This window comes from Mycobacterium sp. E802 (assembly GCF_001666875.1).
GTDB lineage: Bacteria > Actinomycetota > Actinomycetes > Mycobacteriales > Mycobacteriaceae > Mycobacterium.
Genome location: NZ_LZJD01000032.1, coordinates 1 through 21,384, shown reverse-complemented (window position 1 = coordinate 21,384; position 21,384 = coordinate 1). Strand labels below are relative to the sequence as shown.

Below are 21,384 nucleotides of genomic sequence, written 5' to 3'. Positions count from 1 at the left end.
TCATGCCAGTCAGTACACCGTCCGCGTGCAGTAGGTGCGGGCCGGTGACGGGTACGGCCAGGCGTGGTGGCCCGTCTCGGCAGAACAGGCCGACCCGTCGCGCACGTCGAGCCGGCGGGTCACCTGGACCAGGACCCCGGCACCGCGCTCGGAACAGTTGGCCAGTTCGACCAGCCCCGCCGGCAGGCCCAGTTCATAGCAATGATCGGCGACCAGGTTCGGCACCAGACACAGCCGCGCGGTCGACGGATCGGCGCCGTCGGCCGGTAGATGCTGATATTCGGCGCTCGGGCAGGCGCCGGTGGCGTCGGCGATGGCTCCGACGGTGTAACTCGGGTCGACTCCGCAGGACACCTTGGCGGCGCGCGACACCGCGGGCGCGGCCGGCGTGGTGGCCGGGACGCTGACGCAATCGCCGACCGAGAAGACCATGGCCGCGCTGCGCTCTGGGGCTTTTCCACCCATACCGCATCCGGCCGTCAGCGCCGCCACTGCGAGCAGCGCGGCGACCAGAAGCCGTTTGCGGGTCATGGTTAGCGAGAATCTCACGTTTCCCCATGACGCGCCCAGGGCTTGGGCACACCGGGTCGAAATGCCGGGCGCCCCGGTCACCAAGGGGAAGTGACCGGGGCGTCTGGGGGCTGCAGAGTTGTCTAGTTGGGGACGGAGGCACCCTGGCAATCGGCGCAGATGCCCCAGAACACCACCTCGGCCTCGTCGACCGCGAAGCCGGCGAGATCAGAAGGCTCGAGGCAGGGGGTGTCGCCGACGGCGCAGTCCACGTCGGCCACGGTGCCACACACCCGGCACACCAGGTGGTGGTGATTGTCGCCGGCGCGGGTCTCATAGCGGGCAGAGGAGCCGGCAGGTTCGATACGACGCACCAGACCCGCGTTCACGCAGGCCCGCAGCACGTCATAGATGGCCTGGGTGGAGACCGAACCGAGGGTTTCGCGGGCCAGACCGGCCACATCGTCTGCAGTCGAGTGCGGGTGATCGGCCAGAACCTGGAGAACCGTGACCCGCGGCGCCGTCACGCGCAACCCTGCGGCCCGCAACAGGGCCTTGGGATCGTGTTCATGCACCGTGGTCACGGTTCCAGTATGCGCACTTTTTGGAGTCAATCCAAAAGAGCAGGGTGTGATTATGGTCGCGCCGGCGGGGTCGGAGTGGGCGGCGTCTCAGGACGCTCCGATCCGTTACCCGGGCCAGGCCCCCAACCGGGGCCGCCGGGTCCTCCGGGGCCGAACGCGCCGGGTCCTCCGGGACCTCCGGGGCCGAACGGCGGCATCATGTGACGTCCCGGTCCCATCTGCCCCGGTCCACCGCCGGGTCCGCCGTGGTGGAACGTCATCATCCCGCCGCGATCGTGGCCGCCGCGGTGGTGATGGCCGTCGGAGTGGGCACCGAGACAGAAGCCGATGCTGAAGACCACAGCGACGATGAAGACGATGCCGGCGGCGATGCCCACCCAGGCAAGTGCCTGGAACAGACGGCTGGATTTTTTCTCGACAGGTTGGGCCGCCACCGGTGCCGGCGTGACCGCGACCGGTTCGGCTGCGCCCACCGGCTCGGTCGCAGGATCGGGCGGAGGGGGTGTGTCAGTCATACCTACGAGCATGCAAGCGCTGCTGAGGTGCCGATCAAGAATTGACTATGAATCGGCTATGAAAGCCCCGGGACACCGGTCGCCGTTTTCTGCACCATGGTCGCTCCCGGGCAAAAACCACAGCCGTGCGGTAGAAACCGGCGCAGAGGTGTGACGGGAAAGCGAGCTACAGCTCCCACGGCTTGAACGGATTCACCGCGTATTGGATCACCCGATATGGCGAGCCGCCGCGGGCCATGGTGTTCCACTGGCTGACGAAGACCCGCACGTAATCGAGCGTGGACCCCGGTGAGATGTAGCCGCCGTAGGGCTGGGCCAACTGGTTGATCTCCGGCGGGGGCAGGGATTCGACCGGGTCCGGCCAGGCACTGGCGAACACCACCGTGGTCACCGGCGCCGCGCCCAGGCCGGTCGGGTCGTAGGCGACCCGCACTTCCATGTTCCCGGTGGTGGCGTTGAAATACGACAGCACGGGCTTGCCGTCGATCTGCCGGATGCTCATCTCCCCCACCCGGTCGGGGAACAACGCCGTCGGAGGCTTGCCCCACCCGCCGGTGGCCGACCAGCCCTGCCAGCCGGCCCGATCGGTGAACCTCTGCGGTGTGGATCGGTACAGGAATGGCGGGCTGCTGCGGTCGAAGTTGTTCGCCACGATATAGACCCATCCACTCGGAGAGTCCGGGGCCGGGATCGGGTCGTAGTACCCGGTGATCTGCGACTGGGCGCCACCGGCAAACTTCGCCTCCCGCACCGAACCGGGCACCGTCGGCCAATTGGGCCGGGCTGCATCGGCTTTCACCAGCCGGGAACTGTACGGCTTGAGGTTGTAGGTGGTCGTCACCAACATGTAGTTCTCGCGGTTGATCGACACCACACCGGCAGGCAACTGGGAGGAACCGGGCGGGGCCGCATCGGCCAGCAGTGGTTTGTCCACCCCGCTGACGCCCCGGTACCGCACCCCGGCCGGGTCGTCGATCGAATCGGCATCGACGTGCAGGGCCACCGGTGAATACCAGCCGCCGAAGCCGACGGCTTGGCCGGCGAAGCTGTCCCCGCAGACCTGCAGCACGCGGCTGGGGAACTCCATGAACTCACACAGGTCGGTGGCGCCGATACCGTAATCGCGAGTGGGAGTACCGGTTCCGGCGCTCGGCCCGATCCGCAGCACCTGTCCGGGAGCCAACGGCGACACCCCGGCGTCGGCAGCCGCCTCAGGCACCGCCCAAATGACATTCCAGCAGAGAAAAACCGAGAGAACGCCTGTTGGAATGCGGTTTCGGCGCAAGGGGTCTAGAGTTCGGCGGCCAGCAGCTCAGCGATTTGAATCGTGTTCAGCGCCGCACCTTTTCGCAGGTTGTCACCGGACACGAACAGGGCCAGCCCACGCCCCTCCGGCACGCCCGGATCCTGACGAATCCGGCCGACGAGGGACTCGTCGGCACCGGCAGCGGCCAACGGGGTCGGCACGTCGACCAGCTTCACGCCGGGGGCCGCAGCCAACAGCTCTTGGGCACGCCCAACCGAAAGCGGTTGGGCGAACTCGGCATTGATCGACAGTGAGTGCCCGGTGAACACCGGGACGCGCACACAGGTACCGCTCACCGCGAGCTCGGGGATGCCAAGGATCTTGCGGCTCTCGTTGCGCAGCTTCTGGTCCTCGTCGGTCTCGCCGGAGCCGTCGTCGACCAGTGAGCCGGCCAGTGGCACCACGTTGAAGGCAATGGGCGCAACGTATTTCACCGGCGCGGGGTAATCGACCGCCGAACCGTCGTGCACCAGCTGCTCGGCCCCGTCGATCACGGCGCGCGTCTGAGAGGCGAGCTCCTCGACGCCGGCCAGGCCACTGCCCGACACGGCCTGGTAGCTCGACACGATCAGTCGGGTCAGGCCGGCTTCCTCGTGCAACGGCCGCAGCACCGGCATCGCGGCCATGGTGGTGCAGTTCGGGTTGGCGATGATGCCCTTCGGTCGACGCCCGGCGTCGCGCGTGAAGTTCACCTCGCTGACGATCAACGGGACGTCGGGGTCCTTGCGCCAGGCCGACGAGTTGTCGACGACGACGGCGCCGGCCGCGGCGAACCGCGGCGCCTGCACGCGCGACATCGTCGCGCCCGCGGAGAACAACGCAATGTCCAGACCGGACGGGTCGGCGGTCTCGCTGTTCTCGACCTCGATCTCCTGGCCGCGGAACGTCAGCTTCTTGCCCTCGGACCGGGCCGAGGCGAAGAACCGCACCGAGTCAGCGGGGAAGTTCCGTTGTTCCAGCAGGGTGCGCATGACCTGGCCGACCTGGCCGGTGGCACCGACTACACCGATCGAAACCATGCTATTTACCCCGTCGCTTCGCTCGCCCCACGTCTATCGCCCTGTCCCGCCGTAGACGACCGCCTGGTCATCGCCACCAAGACCGAAGGCCTCGTGCAGTGCGGACACAGCGGTGTCCAGGTCCGTGTCCTTGACCAGCACCGAGATGCGGATCTCGGAGGTGGAGATCAGATCGATGTTGACTCCGGCCTCGGCCAGCGACTCGCAGAACTTTGCGGTGACGCCGGGATGGCTGCGCATACCCGCACCGACCAACGAGACCTTGCCGATGTGATCGTCGTACAGCACCTGGCTGAAGCCGATCTCGTCCTGCAGCGAGGTCAGCTTCTGCACCGCGCCCGGTCCGTTGTCCATGGGGCAGGTGAAGGTGATGTCGGTCTTGCCGTCCTCCACCTTGGAGATGTTCTGCAGCACCATGTCGATGTTCACGTCGGCGTCGGCGACGGCGCGGAACACCCGAGCGGCGTAGCCGGGTACGTCGGGCACGCCCACCACGGTGACCTTGGCCTCCCCGCGGTCGTGGGCTACTCCGGTCAGAAGGGCGTCTTCCATGGGGATGTCCTCGATCGATCCTTTGACGATGGTGCCGGGTTTGTCCGAGTACGACGACCGCACGTGAATCGGAACGTTGTACCGGCGGGCGTATTCGACGCAGCGCAGCATGAGCACCTTGGCCCCGCACGCCGCCATTTCCAGCATTTCCTCGAACGTGACGGTGTCGAGGTGGCGGGCGTTGGGCACGATGCGCGGGTCGGCGGTGAAGATGCCGTCGACGTCGGTGTAGATCTCGCAGACGTCGGCCTTGAGCGCTGCGGCCAGCGCGACGGCGGTGGTGTCCGAGCCGCCGCGGCCCATGGTGGTGACGTCCTTGCTGTCCTGGCTGACGCCCTGGAACCCGGCGACCAGCACGATGACGCCCTCGTCGAGCGCGTCGCGCAGGCGACCGGGGGTGACGTCGATGATCTTGGCGTTGCCGTGGGTGCCGGTGGTGACGATGCCGGCCTGCGACCCGGTGAACGAGCGGGCCTGCGCGCCGAGCGACTCGATGGCCATCGCGACCAGGGCGTTGGAGATGCGCTCACCGGCGGTCAGCAGCATGTCCATCTCACGCGCCGGCGGGGCCGGGGAGACCTGGCGGGCCAGATCGAGCAGGTCGTCAGTGGTGTCGCCCATCGCGGAGACCACGACGACAACGTCGTTGCCGGCCTTCTTCGTCTCGACGATGCGCTCGGCCACGCGACGGATCCGATCGGCATCCGATACCGAAGATCCGCCGTACTTCTGTACGACGAGCGCCACTGTCCAACCTTCCGGGGCGGGTGTTGAGTCCAACCAAGGATAAGGGAGAGGCGCACGCGATTTTTTTCGCCGGTAGCTTGGCTGACGTGCCTGACGCCCGGTTGGCCGCCACCAGTGTGCCGATTCATCCCGACCTCGCGGCGCGCTGGAGTCCCCGCGCTTTCGACCCTGATGCCGGCATTACCGCTGACCAGCTGACCGCTTTACTGGAAGCGGCGCGGTGGGCCGCGAGCTGGGGGCACCGTCAGCCGGTGCGGTTCCTGATCGGCCGCCGCGGAGACGAGACATTCACCACATTGACGAGCCTGCTCAAACGCGGCAACACCTACGCGCACGCGGCCTCGGCGCTGATTCTGGTGTGCGCGGACGAAGGGGACGACGAGAGGACGGCGTTGTACGCCGCGGTCGACGCCGGCGCAGCCATCGCGCAGCTGACCGTCGAAGCGGTGTCCCGCGGACTGATCGTCCATCCGATGGCCGGTTTCGACGTCGACGGCACCCGGGTGGCCTTCGGCATCCCGGACGGAGTGCGGCCGTTGGCCATCGTCGCGGTCGGCGCGCTGGGCGACTACTCCCACGCCGACGAGGCGATCGTCGAACGGGACAGCCGGCCCCGGGAACGGTTACCGCTGGATCAAATCGCATTCAGCGGGCAATGGGGCGCGTCGGCGTCTTTCTGGCCATCTCCTGCTCATACTGCGTAAACCTCCGACCGCTAGGTGTGTGGACGCCACGTCCCGGGCCGTAAAGGAGAACCATGAGCAGTACCGAAGTCGGCAAGGCTGCCATCGACCTGAGCCAGGTCGCCGGGTTGTCGTCGGCGGACCGGCGCCAGCTCGCCGAGTTGCTCGATACCGGCGTCGATCCGGGCACTGACCTTCTGGCGGCCATCGATGCGGACCTGGCCGCGAAGGTCCTTCGATCGGTGCCCGCGACGACGGGCGTGCGCCTGCTGGCCGCGCTGGCGGCGCCTCATGCAGCCGAGATTCTGCGCCACCTCGACGATGACAGGCGCGACGGCCTGCTGGGCGCCATGCCCGCCGACCGGGCCCGGGTGTTGCGAGGGCTGCTCTCCTGGCCCGAGGATTCCGTCGCCGCCCATATGCAGCCCGATGTGCTGACCGTTTCCCCGACGGCCACCGTGGCGCAGGCCGTCGACCAGATCCGGGCGCACGCGCTCGAGCGGCCGAATGACTCGGCCGGGGCCTACGTCTACGTCGTCGAGGCCGACAAGGTCCTGCTCGGCGCGGTGCGCCTGCGCAACCTGGTGCTGACCGCCGCCGACCGGCCGGTCGCCGACCTGGTCGACGACGTCGTCACCGTCCTCCCGTTGAGCGACGCCGAAGACGCGGCCATGATCCTCTTCGACCACAGGCTCGATGAGCTTCCGGTCATCGACACCGAAGGCCGGCTGCTGGGCATCCTCACCGAGGACGATGCGGTGGAGATCGTGGAGGAGGAGGCGACCGAGGACGCCGAGCGTCAGGGCGGTTCGGAACCGCTCGACGTGCCTTACCTGCGTGCGTCGCCGTGGCTGTTGTGGCGCAAGCGCATCGTCTGGCTGCTGGTGCTCTTCGCGGCCGAGGCCTACACGGGCACGGTGCTGCGGGCGTTCGAGGAAGAGATGGAAGCCGTTGTCGCACTGGCGTTTTTCATCCCGCTGCTGATCGGGACCGGTGGCAACACCGGCACCCAGATCACCACCACGCTCGTCCGTGCGATGGGCACCGGCCAGATCCGGTTCCGCGATGTGCCGGCGATCGTCACCAAGGAGATGTCGACGGGTGCGCTGATCGCGATTGCGATGGCCGCCGCGGCGATGGTGCGGGCCTGGACGTTGGGCGTGGGGCCCGAGGTCACGTTGACGGTCTGCCTGACGGTCGCGGCGATCGTGATGTGGGCGTCGCTGGTGTCCTCGGTGCTGCCGCTGGCCTTGAAGAAGGTGAAGGTGGACCCAGCGGTGGTGTCGGCACCGATGATCGCGACGATCGTCGACGGCACCGGCCTGATGATTTATTTCTGGATCGCGCATCTGACCCTGCCGCAGTTGGCGGGGTTGTAGGCCCCGATCACTGCTTCTCGATGATCAGCTGGCGCTGCGGGCCGTGGTGGTAGTGCCAGCCGGGCTTCATGCCGGGGGCCGGGGTGGCGTAGGTGTCGGGGCTGTACTGGTTTCCCGAGCCGGTCGGGCCCTGCGCGGCGGCCGTGCCGGCCAGGCCGAGCGCGGCGGCGCCGAGGATGCCGGCGGACAGAACGGGCAGTACCAGAGCCTTGGTGATGTTCATCATGATCGTGAATCCTTTTGTCTCAGTTGGTGTTTGGATTTTCTCGTCGGCCTGTTCGGCCTCTGAGACAAGAGTGCGGCCCGGGCGCCGACAAATCTGTCCGGCGACCGGAGGATGAGGCTGGTGAAGATGCGTTCCCCCGATCAGGGGAAGCGCACGTCATCCGCGCGTTTTGGCCTGGGTCCGACGCGGAGTACAGTTGGCCGGGTGCAGCGGGTGCTCCTTCTCGGACGCCGCGACGGGGTCTGATCAGACCGGCTTCCCGTCGCGGGTTTTTGCGATGCGCCGGTCGGGTCCCCCATCAACTCCCGGAGCAACATCATGACCAGCCCAGACGCCTTTACGTCCGCCCGCACCATCACCACACCGTCCGGTGCCCCCAACCCCGGTCAACCGGCCTGGAACACCCAACGCGGTTCATCGATGCCGGTCAGCCGGTACCGCAGCTTCGCCGAAGAGGTCGAAGATGTGCGCCTGCCCGACCGCACCTGGCCCGATCGCGTCATCGACACCGCACCCCAGTGGTGCGCGGTGGACCTGCGCGACGGTAACCAGGCCCTGATCGACCCGATGAGCCCGGCGCGCAAGCGCCGCATGTTCGACCTGCTGGTCCGGATGGGCTACAAGGAGATCGAGGTCGGCTTCCCGTCGGCGTCGCAGACCGACTACGACTTCGTCCGCGAGATCATCACCGACGGCGCGATCCCGGACGACGTCACCATCCAGGTGCTGACCCAGTGCCGGCCCGAGCTGATCGAGCGCACCTTCGAGGCCTGCGCCGGCGCCCCGCAGGTGATCGTGCACTTCTACAACTCGACGTCGATCCTGCAGCGCCGCGTGGTGTTCCGCGCCGACCGTGACGCGGTCAAGAAGATCGCCACCGACGGCGCCACGATGTGCGTCGAGGAGGCCAAGAAGTACCCGCAGACCCGGTGGCGCTTCGAGTACTCCCCCGAGTCCTACACCGGCACCGAGCTGGAGTACGCCGTCGAGGTGTGCAACGCCGTCGCAGATATCGTCAAGCCCACCCCCGAGTGGCCGCTGATCGTCAACCTGCCGGCCACCGTCGAGATGGCCACCCCGAACGTCTATGCCGATTCGATCGAATGGATGAACCGGCATCTGGCCCCGCGGGATTCGATCATCCTGAGCCTGCACCCCCACAACGACCGCGGAACCGGTGTTGCCGCAGCCGAATTGGGCTACCAGGCCGGCGCCGACCGGATCGAGGGCTGCCTGTTCGGCAACGGTGAGCGCACCGGCAACGTCTGCCTGGTGACATTGGGGCTGAACATGTTCAGCCGGGGGGTCGATCCGCAGATCGACTTCTCCAACATCGACGAGATCCGTCGCACGGTTGAGTACTGCAACCAGCTGCCCGTGCACGAACGTCACCCCTACGGCGGTGACCTGGTCTATACCGCGTTCTCCGGCAGCCACCAGGATGCCATCAACAAGGGCCTGGACCAGATGAAGGTGGATGCGGATGCCGCCGACGCCGACATGGACGACATCCTGTGGCAAGTTCCCTACCTGCCCATCGACCCCAAGGACGTCGGCCGCACCTACGAGGCCGTGATCCGGGTCAACTCGCAGTCCGGCAAGGGCGGCGTCGCCTACATCATGAAGGCCGACCATGGCCTGGTGCTGCCGCGGCGGCTGCAGATCGAGTTCAGCCAGGCGATCCAGGCGATCACCGACGGCGAGGGCGGCGAGGTGTCGCCCAAGGAGATCTGGGACGCGTTCTCCGAGGAGTACCTGGCCCCGATCACCCCGCTGGAGCGCATCCGCCAGAAGGTGGTGGCCTCCGAGGTCGACGGTGGCACCGACACCATCACCGCGATCGTGAAGATCGACGGTGTCGAACGCGAGATCGTCGGGGCTGGCAACGGTCCGCTGGCGGCTTTCGTCGACGCGTTGGGCGCGATCGGTTACGACATCAACGTGCTCGATTACTCCGAGCACGCCATGTCCTCGGGCGAGGAAGCCCAGGCCGCGGCCTACGTCGAGGCCTCGATCGGCGGGCGGACCGTCTGGGGCGTCGGCATCGCCACGTCGATCACAACTGCATCACTTCGCGCGGTCGTGTCTGCCGTCAATCGCGCCGCGCGTGCTTAGCTGACGTCGGCGTAGATCACTGCGCCTGACGTCAAAGGCAAGGAGCGCTCCATGGACTGGGGCTCAACGTGGGATTTCCTGTGGCATTTCCTGATCATCTTCGCCTGGATCGCGTACCTACTGGTCCTCTTCCAGATCCTGTCGGACCTGTTCTGGCGTGATCACAAGACCTCCGGCTGGGTCAAAGCCGTCTGGGTGGTCTTCCTGATCGTGTTCCCGTGGCTGACCGCGCTGGTGTACCTCATCGCGCGTGGCAAGGGCATGTCCGAGCGCGCGCAGGCGGCCGCGGTGGCGGCCAAGCGGGAGACCGACGACTACATCCGCCAGGCGGCGGGTCGGTCACCGGCTCAGGAGATCGCCGACGCCAAGGCCCTGCTCGATGCCGGCACGATCACCCAGGCCGAGTTCGACGGGCTGAAGGCCAAGGCGCTGAGCTGAGTCAGAAAAGCGTGTACTGATCGCTCTCGACGGGGGTGTCGCAGAACTGCTCGATGTCGGTTCCACCGACGACATGGGCCAACAGGTCCATGAACGTCTCGTCATCGAGCAGCGGCACCCCCAACTCAGCGGCCTGATAACCCTTGCCCTGATCGGGTGCGGGTTCGTTGCACAGCACCAGCGAGGTCTGCTGATCCACCAGATCGGTGTACGCCAGGCCGGCATGCAGGATGCGCTCGACGAGTTCCTCATGGGTGCGGGCCACCTCCGCCGACAGCGCCACCCGCATCCCCTGCACCAGCGGCCGGCCGGCCACGTAGACGCCCGGGTTGGCGTACGTACAGGGCAGCCGCGACGCCACCACCTTCAACGGGCGCAATTCCTCGTGGGTGACGTGGCCGTTGGGCCAGTACCGACGGCCCACCTCCCGTAGCGGCAGCCAGACCTTACGGTCGCGGGCCCGAGCCAAGGTGGGTTTGAGGATCTGCGCCAGCACCAGCGCATCATCGAGGGCATCGTGGGGCTTCATCTGGCTCACACCCCAATGTGTGGCCAACGTCTCCAGACGCAGGTTCTCGGTCCCCAGGGCCAACCGACGGGCCAGCTCGACCGTGCACATCACGCTGTCGATCGGCAGCTCGGCCCCCACCAGCTCGGCCTCGGCGGTCAGGAAGCTGTAGTCGAAACCCACGTTGTGGGCGACCAACGTGCGTCCCCGCAGGACGTCGCTCAGCTCCGCCACGACGTCGCCGAAGGTCGGCTGCCCTTCCAACATCTCGGCGGTCAGTCCGTGTACGTGCGTGGGCCCGGGATCCACCCCCGGGTTCAGCAAGGTGGCGACGCTGCGCTCGACATTGCCGTCATCCCCGACCGCCAGCGCGGCGACGCTGACGATGCGTGCCTGCCCAGGCCGGAACCCGGATGTCTCCACGTCGACGACGGCCCAGCCCGCGCCCGGCTCGTCCGCCGGTCTGCCCCACGCGCTGCTCATGTTCGTCAGGATGGCACGTGAGCCCGACAGAGTCCGATTGACGCGCCGCGTCGCCTCGCCCGGCGCGACTGCGTGTCGTGCACCTAAAATCGCCGGAATGCTGACCCTTCGTGGGCGTGCCGCGCTGGCCGCCGGAGCAACCGCACGCTGGGCGTCGCGGGTCACCGGCCGCGGCGCGGGCGCGATGATCGGTGGTCTGGTGGCGATGACGCTGGACCGCTCGATCCTGCGTCAACTGGGCCAGGGCCGTCGCAGCGTCGTGGTGACCGGCACCAACGGCAAGTCGACCACCACCCGGATGACCGCGGCTGCACTGGCCACGCTCGGTGAGGTGGCCAGCAACTCCGAAGGCGCCAACATGGACGCCGGCCTGGTGGCGGCGCTGGCCGCGGCGCGTCACGCCTCGTTGGCCGCGCTCGAGGTCGACGAGATGCACGTCCCGCACGTCAGCGACGCGGTGTCACCGTCGGTGATCGTGCTGCTCAACCTGTCCCGCGATCAGCTGGACCGGGTTGGCGAGATCAACCACATCGAACGCACGTTGCGCGGCGGGCTGGCCCGTCATCGCGACGCGGTCATCGTGGCCAACTGCGATGACGTGCTGATGACCTCCGCCGCCTACGACAGCCCCAACGTGGTGTGGGTGGCCGCCGGTGGCAGCTGGGCCGGTGACTCGGTGAGCTGTCCGCGCTCGGGCGAGATCATCGTGCGTGAGGGACGCGACTGGTACTCGACGGGCAGCGACTTCAAGCGCCCCAGCCCGCAATGGTGGTTCGACGACACCCACATCTACGGCCCGGACGGTCTGGTGCTGCCGATGACGCTGGCATTACCGGGGGCCGTCAACCGCGGCAACGCCACCCAGGCCGTCGCGGCTGCCGTCGCGCTCGGGGCGGATCCGGTTCGTGCGGTGGCCGCGGTGTCCGGGGTCGACGAGGTTGCCGGCCGCTACCGCACGGTGCAGATCGGCTCGCACACCGCCCGAATCCTGTTGGCCAAGAACCCCGCCGGATGGCAGGAAGCGTTGTCCATGGTCGACAAGCACGGTGCCGGGGTGGTCATCTCGGTCAACGGTCAGGTACCCGACGGCGAAGATCTGTCGTGGTTGTGGGACGTCCGGTTCGAACATTTCGATGACACCCAGGTGGTGGCGGCCGGGGAGCGCGGCACGGATCTGGCCGTGCGGCTCGGGTACGCCGGTGTCGAACACTCGCTGGTGCACGACACCGTTGCCGCGATCGAGAGCTGCCCACCCGGGCACGTCGAGGTGATCGCCAACTACACTGCGTTCCTGCAACTGAATCGGCGGATCTCATGAGTGGCGCGCACGCGAGGAGCAATAAGGCCCCAGTGCAGATCGGGCTGGTGCTGCCCGACGTGATGGGCACCTACGGCGACAGCGGCAATGCGGTGGTACTGCGAGAGCGGTTGCGGCTACGCGGAATTGACGCCGAGATCGTGGAGATCACGCTGGCCGATCCGGTACCCGACTCGCTGGACCTGTACACCCTCGGCGGGGCCGAGGACTATGCGCAGCGCCTGGCCACCAAACACCTGATCCGGTATCCCGGCCTGCAACGGGCGGTTTCGCGGGGTGCGCCGGTGTTGGCCATCTGCGCGGCCATCCAGGTGCTCGGCCACTGGTATGAGACCTCAGCCGGCGAGCGGGTGGAGGGCGTCGGCCTGCTCGACGTCACGACCTCACCCCAAGAGACCCGCACCATCGGCGAGGTGGCCTCGAAGCCACTGCTCGCCGGCCTGTCAGCACCGTTGACCGGCTTCGAAAATCACCGTGGTGGAACGGTTCTCGGCCCCGACGCCAAGCCACTGGCCGCCGTCACCAAGGGTGCGGGAAACCGCTTGGGCGACGGCTACGACGGCGCGGTGCAAGGCAGCGTGGTCGCCACCTATCTGCATGGGCCGTGCCTCGCGCGCAATCCGGAACTGGCCGATCATCTGCTCTCGCAGGTGGTCGGTGAATTGCCGCCGCTGCAGCTGCCCGAGGTCGAGCTCCTCCGTCGCGAGCGACTCGCGGCTCCGCGCCGGGTGTAGAACGCGCTGCGGCGAAAGTGACGTTGTGGTCATTCTCCCAGCAGGCAACGACCATAGCGTCACTGTCGCCCAGATGTCGGGATGAGGATGCCACTCATCCCCCATGCCACAACGTGATTCGACCATCGTGACCCTCGAATGGGCCGGCGAGCACATCGAGACGATGCGATCGACGCCCCCGAGTATCGGATCGACAGAACATTTCGACGCGTCCGCTAAGCCGACAAAGTCGGCACCTGTGTAAACGCTGTGATTGCCGGTTGGCGTTCGCCGCTGCTGTTAGGTCAACCCGCCTTTTGGGTGGTTGTAGCTGCCGTCACATGTAGCCAGCTAACTGGCCTACATCACAGTTGGACGAAGTTACCGGCCGGTATGGACTATTGGATCGACCAAATGTACCCAGACAAGCTAACTATCGGCCGAGGCTGACATTTCGACTGACGCGTGCGACGGAGTGCTTTCCAACGCAACTAGCCGATGGCTAAGCCTGTTTGCTGACGCGCCTCTTGCGGCGTGGACTCGCCGATCCACAGCTACCTAGATCGCCTCTTCAAAATGGCGCAGGTATCTCATTATGTGGACAAACTATGGTTTTGACGTGCACTTATGCGGTACGTCTATATTACTCTCAGGTAAGTTTCCGGCCTGTCAGAGTTTTCAAGCAAAGGAGAACCTCATGGAAGCTGCCGTTCGCTCGTATTTGACGGCCGGTGTCGCTTTGACCGGAGCGGCAGTCATCGCCGTCAGCCCGCTCGCCCCCACCCCGACCGACATCCAGCTGCCCGCCGTGCCCATTTCGTCGGCCGCCGTGACACTGAACGCCCTGACCAATCCGCTGGATGCGTGGGCCGAGACGCTGACGACTGCCGGCACCAACCTGCAATCGCTCGTCGAGCAGTTGGCGGCCGATCCGGCCCCGATCCTTCAGACCGTGATCAGCAATCAGGTCGGCAATGCGACCGTCGTCGCCGAGGCGATCCAGACTTACGGCACATTGCTCAACAGCACCTTGCAGTCGTTGCCCGAAGCCCTTCAAACCGCCGGCGACCTCATCGCCAAAGGCGAGATCGTCAAGGGCATGGACGGACTGACGAACGAATTGCTGCCGGCAATCGTGGGATTGATCGACCTGGGCAACAACACGTGGTCTGCGGTCAGCACGACGACGCAGAATATCCAGAACGTGATCGAGGCACTGCCGGATCTCGTCACGTCGGTCGCGCTGCCCGCGCTCTACCCCGTGCTTTCCGTGGTGAACGGATTGGCCGCCACTACCGAGGAAGTGGTGAAAGCAGTCAACGCGGGCGATCCCGAAGCCGTTGCCAACGCGGTCATCAACGCACCGGCGCACCTCACGAACGCATTCCTCAACGGCGAAGGCAAGATCCTCGGGTTCCTCCCTACCCCAGGCCTGTTGTCGCCGATCTCGGACTTCGGATTCCTCGGCAGCGGACCCATCGCCTCGGCGCTCGATCTGCCGAGGGCCATCGCGGACCTGCTCAAGCCGAACTCGCTGGCGCCCAAGGCGGAAACCAAATCCATCGTGTCGAGCACGTCGGCCGTCAGCGCGCTGAGCACCGGCACCTCCGCACGGACCGTCACGCTCAGCCTTCCGGCCGCCGGCGCGACGACCGATACGAAGGGCATCGCGGAAAGCTCCGCGACTGACACTGTGGCCACGGTTGACGACGCGGCAACCGACGCCGGGAAAGACACCGGTGCAGCAACCGATGACAGCACCGACGCGACCACCGAACCGGCTGCGAGTGCCGATGATTCGTCCACGGTCGAGAAGTCGCGCATCAAGGTCAGGACCACGCCGAAAAGCCTTCGCAACGACATCAGGGACGCCGCGAAGCGGATCAGCACGAAGTTCAGCCCGACCGCCGGTAGGAACGCCACCGACACCGGCTCCGCGGCGAGTGGTTCGAGCGCCGAGTCGAGCAGTGCAGGCAGTGCGGGCAGTTCGAGCACGGCCGGCAAGAAGCACACCAGCAGCAGCAAGTCCCACCGCAAGAGCCGCGCCAGCCACGACTGAGCGGTAGCAGGCGAAAGCCGTTGGGCCCCTTTGCCAAAGGGGCCCAACGTGCGTCACGGCACTGCGGCGAACGGGTCGGCGGCCGCGCCGATGCGGGCAGCGGCATCGGTGAGGATCGGCTCGCCATGGCCGAATCCGGCCCGCTGCGCCCCGGTTTGGGCCAGTCGCGTCACCGATCGCGCCAGTTCCGACCGGTCGACGTTGAACACCCCGAGGATCACCTGGCCGTCGAACTCGGCGACCACGTCACCGGTCAACAGCGCATCGGCGGCCGGTAGATAAAGCGCAATGCTGCCCGGGGTGTGACCGGGCACGCCGATCACCCGGGCACCGCCAGCGAAGTCCAGCACATCGCCATCGGTCACTACCCGATCCACCCGGCACGCGGGTCCGTGCGGCGGCACGTCGAAATCGGGTCGCAAGGCCCGCTCGGACTCGGTGAGTACCGGCAGCGGGCCCGTCTGCTCGCCGCGTACGTAGGGCGCGTCGGCTGCACCGGCGATGACTTCGACATCGGACCAGTCGGCGATTTCGGCCGCGGCGCCGCAGTGGTCCTCGTGAAAATGGGTGAGCACAATGCGTTTCACGTGGATGCGCCGCAGGCCGAGAACGGTGAGCGCATCGGCGATCAGGTCGGCACTGTCCGGCCAGCCGGTGTCGATCAGGGTGACGCCGTCGGGTTCGGTCCACAGATAACTGTTGAGGAGGTGGGCCTGACCGCCCGGGATGCGCAGGCGATACAACGAATCCGTCATCTGGAGTAGGTCAGGCATGGTTCGACGCTATCCCGTCGGCGGGAAAGCGCGAGTCAGGCCATCGCGCGGCGGCCGGCCAGCGCCCGGCCCAGGGTGAGCTCGTCGGCGAACTCAAGGTCACCGCCCATCGGCAGTCCCGAGGCGATGCGGGTGACGGTCAGCCCCGGGATGTCGCGCAGCATCCGGACCAGGTAGGTGGCGGTCGCCTCGCCCTCGGTGTTCGGATCGGTGGCGATGATCACCTCGGCCACGTCGACGCCGTCGACGCGTTCACCGATGCGGTTGAGCAGTTCACGTATGCGCAGCTGATCGGGGCCGACGCCCGACAGCGGATCCAGCGCCCCGCCCAGCACGTGATAGCGGCCGCGAAACTCACGGGTGCGCTCGACGGCCTGCACGTCCTTGGGCTCCTCGACCACGCATACCAATGAGGCGTCGCGGCGCGGGTCCTTGCAGATGCGGCAACGTTCCTCGTCGGACACGTTGCCGCACACCGCGCAGAACGTGACGCCGTCGCGGATTCGGTTGAGCACCGCAGTCAACCGGTCGATGTCCGGCGGTTCGACGCTGAGCAGGTGAAACGCAATGCGCTGGGCGCTTTTGGGCCCGATCCCCGGCAGCTTGCCGAGTTCGTCGATCAGGTCCTGTACCGGACCTTCAAACATTGCAGAACACTTCTAGAGCCCCGGGATCCCGAGGCCACCCATGCCACTGGCCAGCGGGCCCAACCGGCTCTGCGCCAGCGTGGTCACCTGATTGGAGGCATCGGCCAGGGCGCCGACGATCAGATCCTGCAGGGTCTCGGGATCGGACGGATCGATGACCTTGGGATCGATGGCGACGGCCACCACCTCGCCACTGCCCTTGACCGTGACCTGCACCAGGCCGCCACCGGCCTGGCCGTGCACCTCGGAGTTGGCCAGCGCCTCCTGCGCCTCCATGAGCTGCTGTTGTACCTGCTGCGCCTGCGCCAGCAGGGCCGACATATCGGGCGTGCCTCCGGGTTGCATGACTGGTCCCCTTGCCGTGTTGGTTGCGTCTTGGTCTCGACTTGGTTGCTCTCGCCTGTCGGCGGCGGTTCGGACCTTCAGCCTAGTCGGCGCGCGGGCTAGCGTGGCGCCCGTGCGAGTCCCAGCCTGCGTGCGTGTCGGCGCCTCACTGGTCAGCAGCGTGTTCATCGCTGCAGCCGTCGTCGTCGCCCCACCCGCCAACGCCGCTCCGTCCAACATCGCCGGCATGATCGTGTTCCTCGACCCGGGCCACAACGGCGCCAACGACAGCTCGATCAGCCGGCAGGTGCCCACCGGACGTGGCGGCACCAAGGACTGCCAGGCCAGCGGCACCTCCACCGCCGACGGATTCCCCGAACACACCTTCACCTGGGACACCACTCTGCGGGTCCGCGCCCTCCTCACGCAGATGGGCGTACGCACGGCGATGTCGCGCGGCAACGACAACGCGTTGGGGCCGTGCGTCGACGAACGTGCCTCGATGGCCAACGCGCTGCGGCCGAATGCGATCGTGTCCATCCACGCCGACGGCGGCCCGGCCAACGGCCGCGGTTTCCACGTCCTCTACTCGTCGCCCCCGCTGAACAACGTCCAGGCCGGGCCGTCGGTGCAGTTCGCCCAGACCATGCGGGACCAGCTGTCGGCGTCGGGCATCCCACCGGCCACCTACATCGGATCCGGCGGTCTGGATGCCCGCTCGGACATCGCCGGGCTCAACCTGGCGCAGTTCCCGTCAATCCTCGTGGAGTGCGGCAACATGAAGAACCCGGTGGACTCGTCGCTGATGAAGACGCCGGAAGGCCGGCAGAAGTACGCCGAGGCCATCGTCCGCGGTGTCGCAGCCTACCTGGGGAGCCAGGCGCGTTAAGCGCCTTCGACTTCCTTCTTCAGATTGGCCAGCACCTCGTCCTGGATCTTGCGCAGACCCAACGGGGCGAAGGTCTTCTCGAAGAACCCCTTGATGCCCCCGGCGCCGGTCCAACTGGTCTTCAGGTTGACCGATGATCCAGCGCCGGCGGGTGCGACGGTCCAGTTGGTCACCAGGCTGGAGTTGGCGTCCTTTTCGATCACGGTGTGTCCGGCCACATCCACCGAAGCCTTGATGTCACGGACCCGGGACTCGGTGGCCTGAAGCTTCCAGCTGGCCACGGTGCCTGCGCCTTGACCTCCCTCAAGCACCTGGTAGTCGCGGTAATGGGAGGAGAGGATCTTCGGGCGCACGGTCTGATAGTCCGCGATCGCGGCGAACACAGCGGCCGGCTCGGCGTTGATCAGAACCGTGCTGACCGCACTGACCTGTCCCATGGCTGAAACTCCTTCAACTCGTGTCTGCGGTCGCATTGGTGGCAACCTCCGACTAGCGTATATGTGTGTCTGTTGTTACGACTGACGCACAGGCTGCCCACGCCGCAGGTGTACAGCGGCTCCTGGACAGTTACCGCGCCATACCTCCCAATTCGACGGTGCGGCTTGCCAAGCCGACGTCGAACCTGTTCCGCGCCCGAGATCGCAGCAATACCAAGGGTCTCGACGTCTCAGGGCTGACCAATGTGATCGGCGTCGACGCCGGGTCTCGAACCGCCGACGTGGCCGGGATGTGCACGTACGAGGACCTGGTGGCTGCGACACTGCCGCACGGTCTGGCCCCACTGGTCGTGCCGCAGCTCAAGACCATCACGCTCGGCGGCGCGGTCACCGGTCTCGGTATCGAGTCGACGTCGTTCCGCAACGGTCTGCCGCACGAGTCGGTGCTGGAGATGGACATCCTCACCGGCGCAGGCGAGATCGTCACCGCATCACCCGAGCAGCATGCCGATCTGTTCCGGACATTCCCCAATTCCTATGGCACTCTTGGCTATTCGACGCGGCTGCGGATCGAGCTGGAGCCGGTCGCGCCGTTTGTCGCCTTGCGCCACCTACGATTCCACTCGCTGGCCGAACTGATCGCGGCCATGGACCGGATCATCGAGACCGGCGGACTCGACGGTGACCCGGTCGACTACCTCGACGGTGTGGTGTTCAGCGCCGACGAGAGCTACCTGTGCGTCGGTTTCAAGACGACGACGCCCGGCCCGGTCAGCGATTACACCGGTCAGGACATCTACTACCGTTCGATCCAGCATGCACACGGCGAAAAGCACGATCGCCTGACCATTCACGACTACCTGTGGCGTTGGGACACCGACTGGTTCTGGTGTTCCCGCGCCTTCGGTGCGCAGAACCCCGCCATCCGGCGGTTCTGGCCACGCCGGCTGCGGCGCAGCAGCTTCTACTGGAAGCTGGTCGGCTACGACCAGCGGTACAACATCGCCGACCGGATCGAGAAGCGTCACGGCCGCCCGCCGCGCGAACGGGTGGTGCAGGACATCGAGGTCCCCTTGGAGCGTTGCGAGGCGTTCCTTTCGTGGTTCCTGAAAAACGTACCGATCGAACCGATCTGGCTGTGCCCCCTTCGCTTACGCGCAGACGACCGTAATCGGGCCGGCTGGCCCCTGTATCCCCTGCGTCCCCATCACACCTACGTCAACGTCGGCTTCTGGTCGTCGGTACCGGTTGGCCCCGAGGAGGGCCACACCAACAAGCTGATCGAGGCCAAGGTCAGTGAGCTCGACGGACACAAATCGTTGTATTCCGATTCCTTCTATGCGCGTGAGGATTTCGACGAGCTGTACGGCGGCGAGACGTACCAGACCGTCAAGAAATCCTACGACCCCGATTCCCGCCTGTTTGACCTGTATTCGAAAGCCGTCTTGCGCCGATGAACGGAGAACAGCGATGACCACCTTCAAAGAACATTCGACACACACAACCGATCACCGACTCAACCTGGCCGAGATCCTGGAGATTTTCGCCTCGGGCTCGGTACCGCTGAAATTCACTGCGTACGACGGCAGTTCGGCCGGCCCGGAAAACGCCACACTGGGCCTGGACCTCAAGACCCCGCGCGGCACCACATATCTCGCCACCGCGCCCGGTGACCTGGGGCTGGCCCGCGCCTATGTGTCCGGCGATCTCGAACCGCACGGGGTGCACCCGGGTGACCCGTACCCGCTGCTGTGCGCGCTGGCCGACAAGATGGCGTTCAAACGTCCACCGGCCCGCGTGCTGGCCAACATCGTCCGGTCGATCGGCATCGAACACCTCAAGCCCATCGCACCGCCCCCACAGGAGGCACTGCCGCGCTGGCGCCGGATGATGGAAGGCTTGCGGCACAGCAAGTCCCGTGACGCCGAGGCTATCCATCACCACTACGACGTCTCCAACACCTTCTACGAATGGGTGCTCGGGCCGTCGATGACCTACACCTGCGCGTGCTATCCGGATGCGGACGCCAGCCTGGAAACCGCCCAGGACAACAAGTACCGGCTGGTGTTCGAGAAGCTGCGGCTACAGCCGGGCGACCGACTGCTCGACGTCGGTTGCGGCTGGGGCGGCATGGTGCGCTACGCGGCCCGCCATGGGGTCAAGGCACTCGGGGTGACGCTGTCGGCAGAACAGGCTCGGTGGGCACAGGATGCCATCGCCTCCGAGGGCCTGGGCGACCTGGCCGAGGTACGCCACGGCGACTACCGCGATATCACCGAGACCGGGTTCGACGCCGTGTCCTCGATCGGCCTGACCGAGCACATCGGCGTGCACAACTACCCGTCGTATTTCGGTTTCCTCAAGTCGAAGATGCGTCCCGGCGCCCTGCTGCTCAACCACTGCATCACCCGCCACGACAACCGGTCCGGCGCGGCCGCAGGCGGATTCATCGACCGCTACGTGTTTCCCGACGGAGAGTTGACCGGCTCCGGACGCATCATCACCGAGGTGCAGGACGTGGGCCTGGAGGTGCTGCACGAGGAGAACCTGCGCAACCACTACGCGATGACACTGCGCGACTGGTGCGCCAACCTGGTCGAGCACTGGGACTCCGCCGTCGCCGAGGTCGGCCTGCCCACCGCGAAGGTGTGGGGTCTGTACATGGCCGGCTCACGGCTGGGCTTCGAGACCAATGTGGTTCAGCTGCACCAGGTCCTGGCCGTCAAACTCGACGATCGCGGCAACGACGGCGGGCTGCCGCTGCGGCCGTGGTGGACGCCCTAGGTAGTGACGTTATGCCGCGGGTTGCGGTCGGCATCATGCACCAACCCGCGGCATCGTCGGCCTACAGTCGGCCCAAGCCCGACTAGCTCTCGATCTTTCGCGCGCCCAGTTCGTTCTGCAGCAGCTCGAGCGCGACTTCCTCGGGATCGCGACGAGGCCCGGCCTCACTCTGTGATGCCTCCGCGAGCATCTGCTCTTCCTCGTCCTCTGGGGACATCGGTGGGGATTCCGGCTCCGGCTCGGGTTCGGGGATCACCCGGCCCGGCCGGCTGGGCACCCGTGGCGGGGGCTTGGCGGCCTTCGGCGGTGGCGGCGGCAGCTCGGCGACGAAGGCCAGATAGAAGGCGAAGATGCCGAGCAGCGCGATCGCGGCGG

Annotated in this window: 22 protein-coding genes and 2 pseudogenes; 10 read left to right on the top strand and 14 right to left on the bottom strand. The window is 66.6% G+C overall.

Annotated elements, in window-relative coordinates; translation table 11 throughout:
• Positions 1–9 precede the first annotated feature (9 nt).
• The 6 genes from A5699_RS04800 to A5699_RS04775 form a co-directional block, all read right to left on the bottom strand.
• Entirely contained in the window at positions 10–531 is a 522-nt protein-coding gene (locus tag A5699_RS04800) for a hypothetical protein (protein WP_067766192.1), read from the bottom strand.
• 122 nt (positions 532–653) lie between these two features.
• Positions 654–1,094 carry a Fur family transcriptional regulator gene (locus A5699_RS04795; RefSeq protein ID WP_067766190.1) on the bottom strand — a complete coding sequence of 147 codons (441 nt, stop codon included), beginning with the start codon at positions 1,092–1,094 and terminating at the stop codon, positions 654–656.
• A gap of 50 nt (positions 1,095–1,144) precedes the next feature.
• Positions 1,145–1,609, bottom strand: a complete 465-nt coding sequence (locus tag A5699_RS04790; RefSeq protein ID WP_067766186.1) for a hypothetical protein — start codon at positions 1,607–1,609, stop codon at positions 1,145–1,147.
• Positions 1,610–1,775: 166 nt separating this feature from the next.
• Positions 1,776–2,837: a DUF4185 domain-containing protein gene (locus tag A5699_RS04785; RefSeq protein WP_231965584.1), complete on the bottom strand. Its 1,062-nt coding sequence runs from the start codon at positions 2,835–2,837 to the stop codon at positions 1,776–1,778.
• Positions 2,838–2,899: 62 nt separating this feature from the next.
• Positions 2,900–3,934: an aspartate-semialdehyde dehydrogenase gene (locus A5699_RS04780; RefSeq protein ID WP_067766182.1), complete on the bottom strand. Its 1,035-nt coding sequence runs from the start codon at positions 3,932–3,934 to the stop codon at positions 2,900–2,902.
• 33 nt (positions 3,935–3,967) lie between these two features.
• Positions 3,968–5,233 (bottom strand): aspartate kinase, encoded by a 1,266-nt coding sequence (locus tag A5699_RS04775; protein WP_067766164.1) that lies wholly within the window; start codon positions 5,231–5,233, stop codon positions 3,968–3,970.
• A 77-nt stretch (positions 5,234–5,310) separates the two neighbouring features.
• Between A5699_RS04775 and A5699_RS04770 the strand changes: the two genes are divergently transcribed.
• The gene (locus A5699_RS04770) at positions 5,311–5,937 is read left to right on the top strand and encodes a nitroreductase family protein (RefSeq protein ID WP_067766162.1); all 627 of its coding nucleotides are present in this window, start codon (positions 5,311–5,313) and stop codon (positions 5,935–5,937) included.
• 53 nt (positions 5,938–5,990) lie between these two features.
• Complete coding sequence (gene mgtE, locus A5699_RS04765; RefSeq protein WP_067766159.1) at positions 5,991–7,295, top strand: magnesium transporter; 1,305 nt, start codon at positions 5,991–5,993, stop codon at positions 7,293–7,295.
• A 7-nt stretch (positions 7,296–7,302) separates the two neighbouring features.
• On the opposite strand, the gene A5699_RS04760 is transcribed toward mgtE, so the two are convergent.
• Positions 7,303–7,521: a hypothetical protein gene (locus tag A5699_RS04760; RefSeq protein WP_067766156.1), complete on the bottom strand. Its 219-nt coding sequence runs from the start codon at positions 7,519–7,521 to the stop codon at positions 7,303–7,305.
• 318 nt (positions 7,522–7,839) lie between these two features.
• Between A5699_RS04760 and leuA the strand changes: the two genes are divergently transcribed.
• Positions 7,840–9,636: a 2-isopropylmalate synthase gene (gene leuA / locus A5699_RS04755; RefSeq protein ID WP_067766152.1), complete on the top strand. Its 1,797-nt coding sequence runs from the start codon at positions 7,840–7,842 to the stop codon at positions 9,634–9,636.
• A gap of 51 nt (positions 9,637–9,687) precedes the next feature.
• On the top strand, positions 9,688–10,074 hold the full coding sequence (locus A5699_RS04750) for an SHOCT domain-containing protein (RefSeq protein ID WP_067766149.1): 387 nt from the start codon (positions 9,688–9,690) through the stop codon (positions 10,072–10,074).
• A gap of 1 nt (position 10,075) precedes the next feature.
• Here the strand turns inward: A5699_RS04750 and A5699_RS04745 are convergent, their stop codons facing one another.
• Positions 10,076–11,065, bottom strand: coding sequence for a DEDDh family exonuclease (locus tag A5699_RS04745; protein ID WP_067766146.1), 990 nt, complete (start codon positions 11,063–11,065; stop codon positions 10,076–10,078).
• A gap of 97 nt (positions 11,066–11,162) precedes the next feature.
• On the opposite strand from A5699_RS04745, the gene A5699_RS04740 reads away from it, so the two are divergent.
• The 3 genes from A5699_RS04740 (at position 11,163) to A5699_RS04730 (ending at position 15,155) form a co-directional block, all read left to right on the top strand.
• Complete coding sequence (locus A5699_RS04740) at positions 11,163–12,383, top strand: Mur ligase family protein (RefSeq protein WP_067766143.1); 1,221 nt, start codon at positions 11,163–11,165, stop codon at positions 12,381–12,383.
• The gene (locus tag A5699_RS04735; protein ID WP_067766140.1) at positions 12,380–13,117 is read left to right on the top strand and encodes a type 1 glutamine amidotransferase; all 738 of its coding nucleotides are present in this window, start codon (positions 12,380–12,382) and stop codon (positions 13,115–13,117) included. The genes A5699_RS04740 and A5699_RS04735 overlap by 4 nt, the downstream gene beginning before the upstream one ends.
• A gap of 574 nt (positions 13,118–13,691) precedes the next feature.
• Positions 13,692–15,155 carry a hypothetical protein gene (locus A5699_RS04730; RefSeq protein WP_157561085.1) on the top strand — a complete coding sequence of 488 codons (1,464 nt, stop codon included), beginning with the start codon at positions 13,692–13,694 and terminating at the stop codon, positions 15,153–15,155.
• A 53-nt stretch (positions 15,156–15,208) separates the two neighbouring features.
• Here the strand turns inward: A5699_RS04730 and A5699_RS04725 are convergent, their stop codons facing one another.
• Genes A5699_RS04725 through A5699_RS04715 form a run of 3 tightly spaced genes read right to left on the bottom strand, consistent with a single transcriptional unit; the run spans position 15,209 to position 16,920 of the window.
• Positions 15,209–15,928, bottom strand: coding sequence for an MBL fold metallo-hydrolase (locus tag A5699_RS04725; RefSeq protein ID WP_067766134.1), 720 nt, complete (start codon positions 15,926–15,928; stop codon positions 15,209–15,211).
• 35 nt (positions 15,929–15,963) lie between these two features.
• Positions 15,964–16,575, bottom strand: coding sequence for a recombination mediator RecR (gene recR / locus A5699_RS04720; RefSeq protein ID WP_067766130.1), 612 nt, complete (start codon positions 16,573–16,575; stop codon positions 15,964–15,966).
• Positions 16,576–16,587: 12 nt separating this feature from the next.
• Complete coding sequence (locus A5699_RS04715) at positions 16,588–16,920, bottom strand: YbaB/EbfC family nucleoid-associated protein (protein ID WP_067766127.1); 333 nt, start codon at positions 16,918–16,920, stop codon at positions 16,588–16,590.
• Positions 16,921–17,023: 103 nt separating this feature from the next.
• Between A5699_RS04715 and A5699_RS04710 the strand changes: the two genes are divergently transcribed.
• Complete coding sequence (locus tag A5699_RS04710) at positions 17,024–17,788, top strand: Rv3717 family N-acetylmuramoyl-L-alanine amidase (RefSeq protein ID WP_067766124.1); 765 nt, start codon at positions 17,024–17,026, stop codon at positions 17,786–17,788.
• Here the strand turns inward: A5699_RS04710 and A5699_RS04705 are convergent.
• Positions 17,785–18,225 (bottom strand): SRPBCC family protein, encoded by a 441-nt coding sequence (locus tag A5699_RS04705; RefSeq protein ID WP_067766122.1) that lies wholly within the window; start codon positions 18,223–18,225, stop codon positions 17,785–17,787. The genes A5699_RS04710 and A5699_RS04705 overlap by 4 nt on opposite strands.
• Positions 18,226–18,290: 65 nt before the next feature.
• On the opposite strand from A5699_RS04705, the gene A5699_RS04700 reads away from it, so the two are divergent.
• Entirely contained in the window at positions 18,291–19,682 is a 1,392-nt protein-coding gene (locus A5699_RS04700) for an FAD-binding oxidoreductase (RefSeq protein WP_067766119.1), read from the top strand.
• A gap of 13 nt (positions 19,683–19,695) precedes the next feature.
• Positions 19,696–21,009, top strand: a complete 1,314-nt coding sequence (locus A5699_RS04695) for a class I SAM-dependent methyltransferase (protein WP_067766116.1) — start codon at positions 19,696–19,698, stop codon at positions 21,007–21,009.
• Positions 21,010–21,091: 82 nt separating this feature from the next.
• Here the strand turns inward: A5699_RS04695 and A5699_RS04690 are convergent.
• Both A5699_RS04690 and A5699_RS30235 read right to left on the bottom strand, forming a co-directional pair.
• A pseudogene (locus tag A5699_RS04690) lies at positions 21,092–21,304 on the bottom strand (DNA polymerase III subunit gamma/tau); the annotation flags it as partial.
• Positions 21,295–21,384 (bottom strand): annotated as a pseudogene (locus tag A5699_RS30235) (hypothetical protein); the annotation flags it as partial. The pseudogenes A5699_RS04690 and A5699_RS30235, both read right to left, overlap by 10 nt.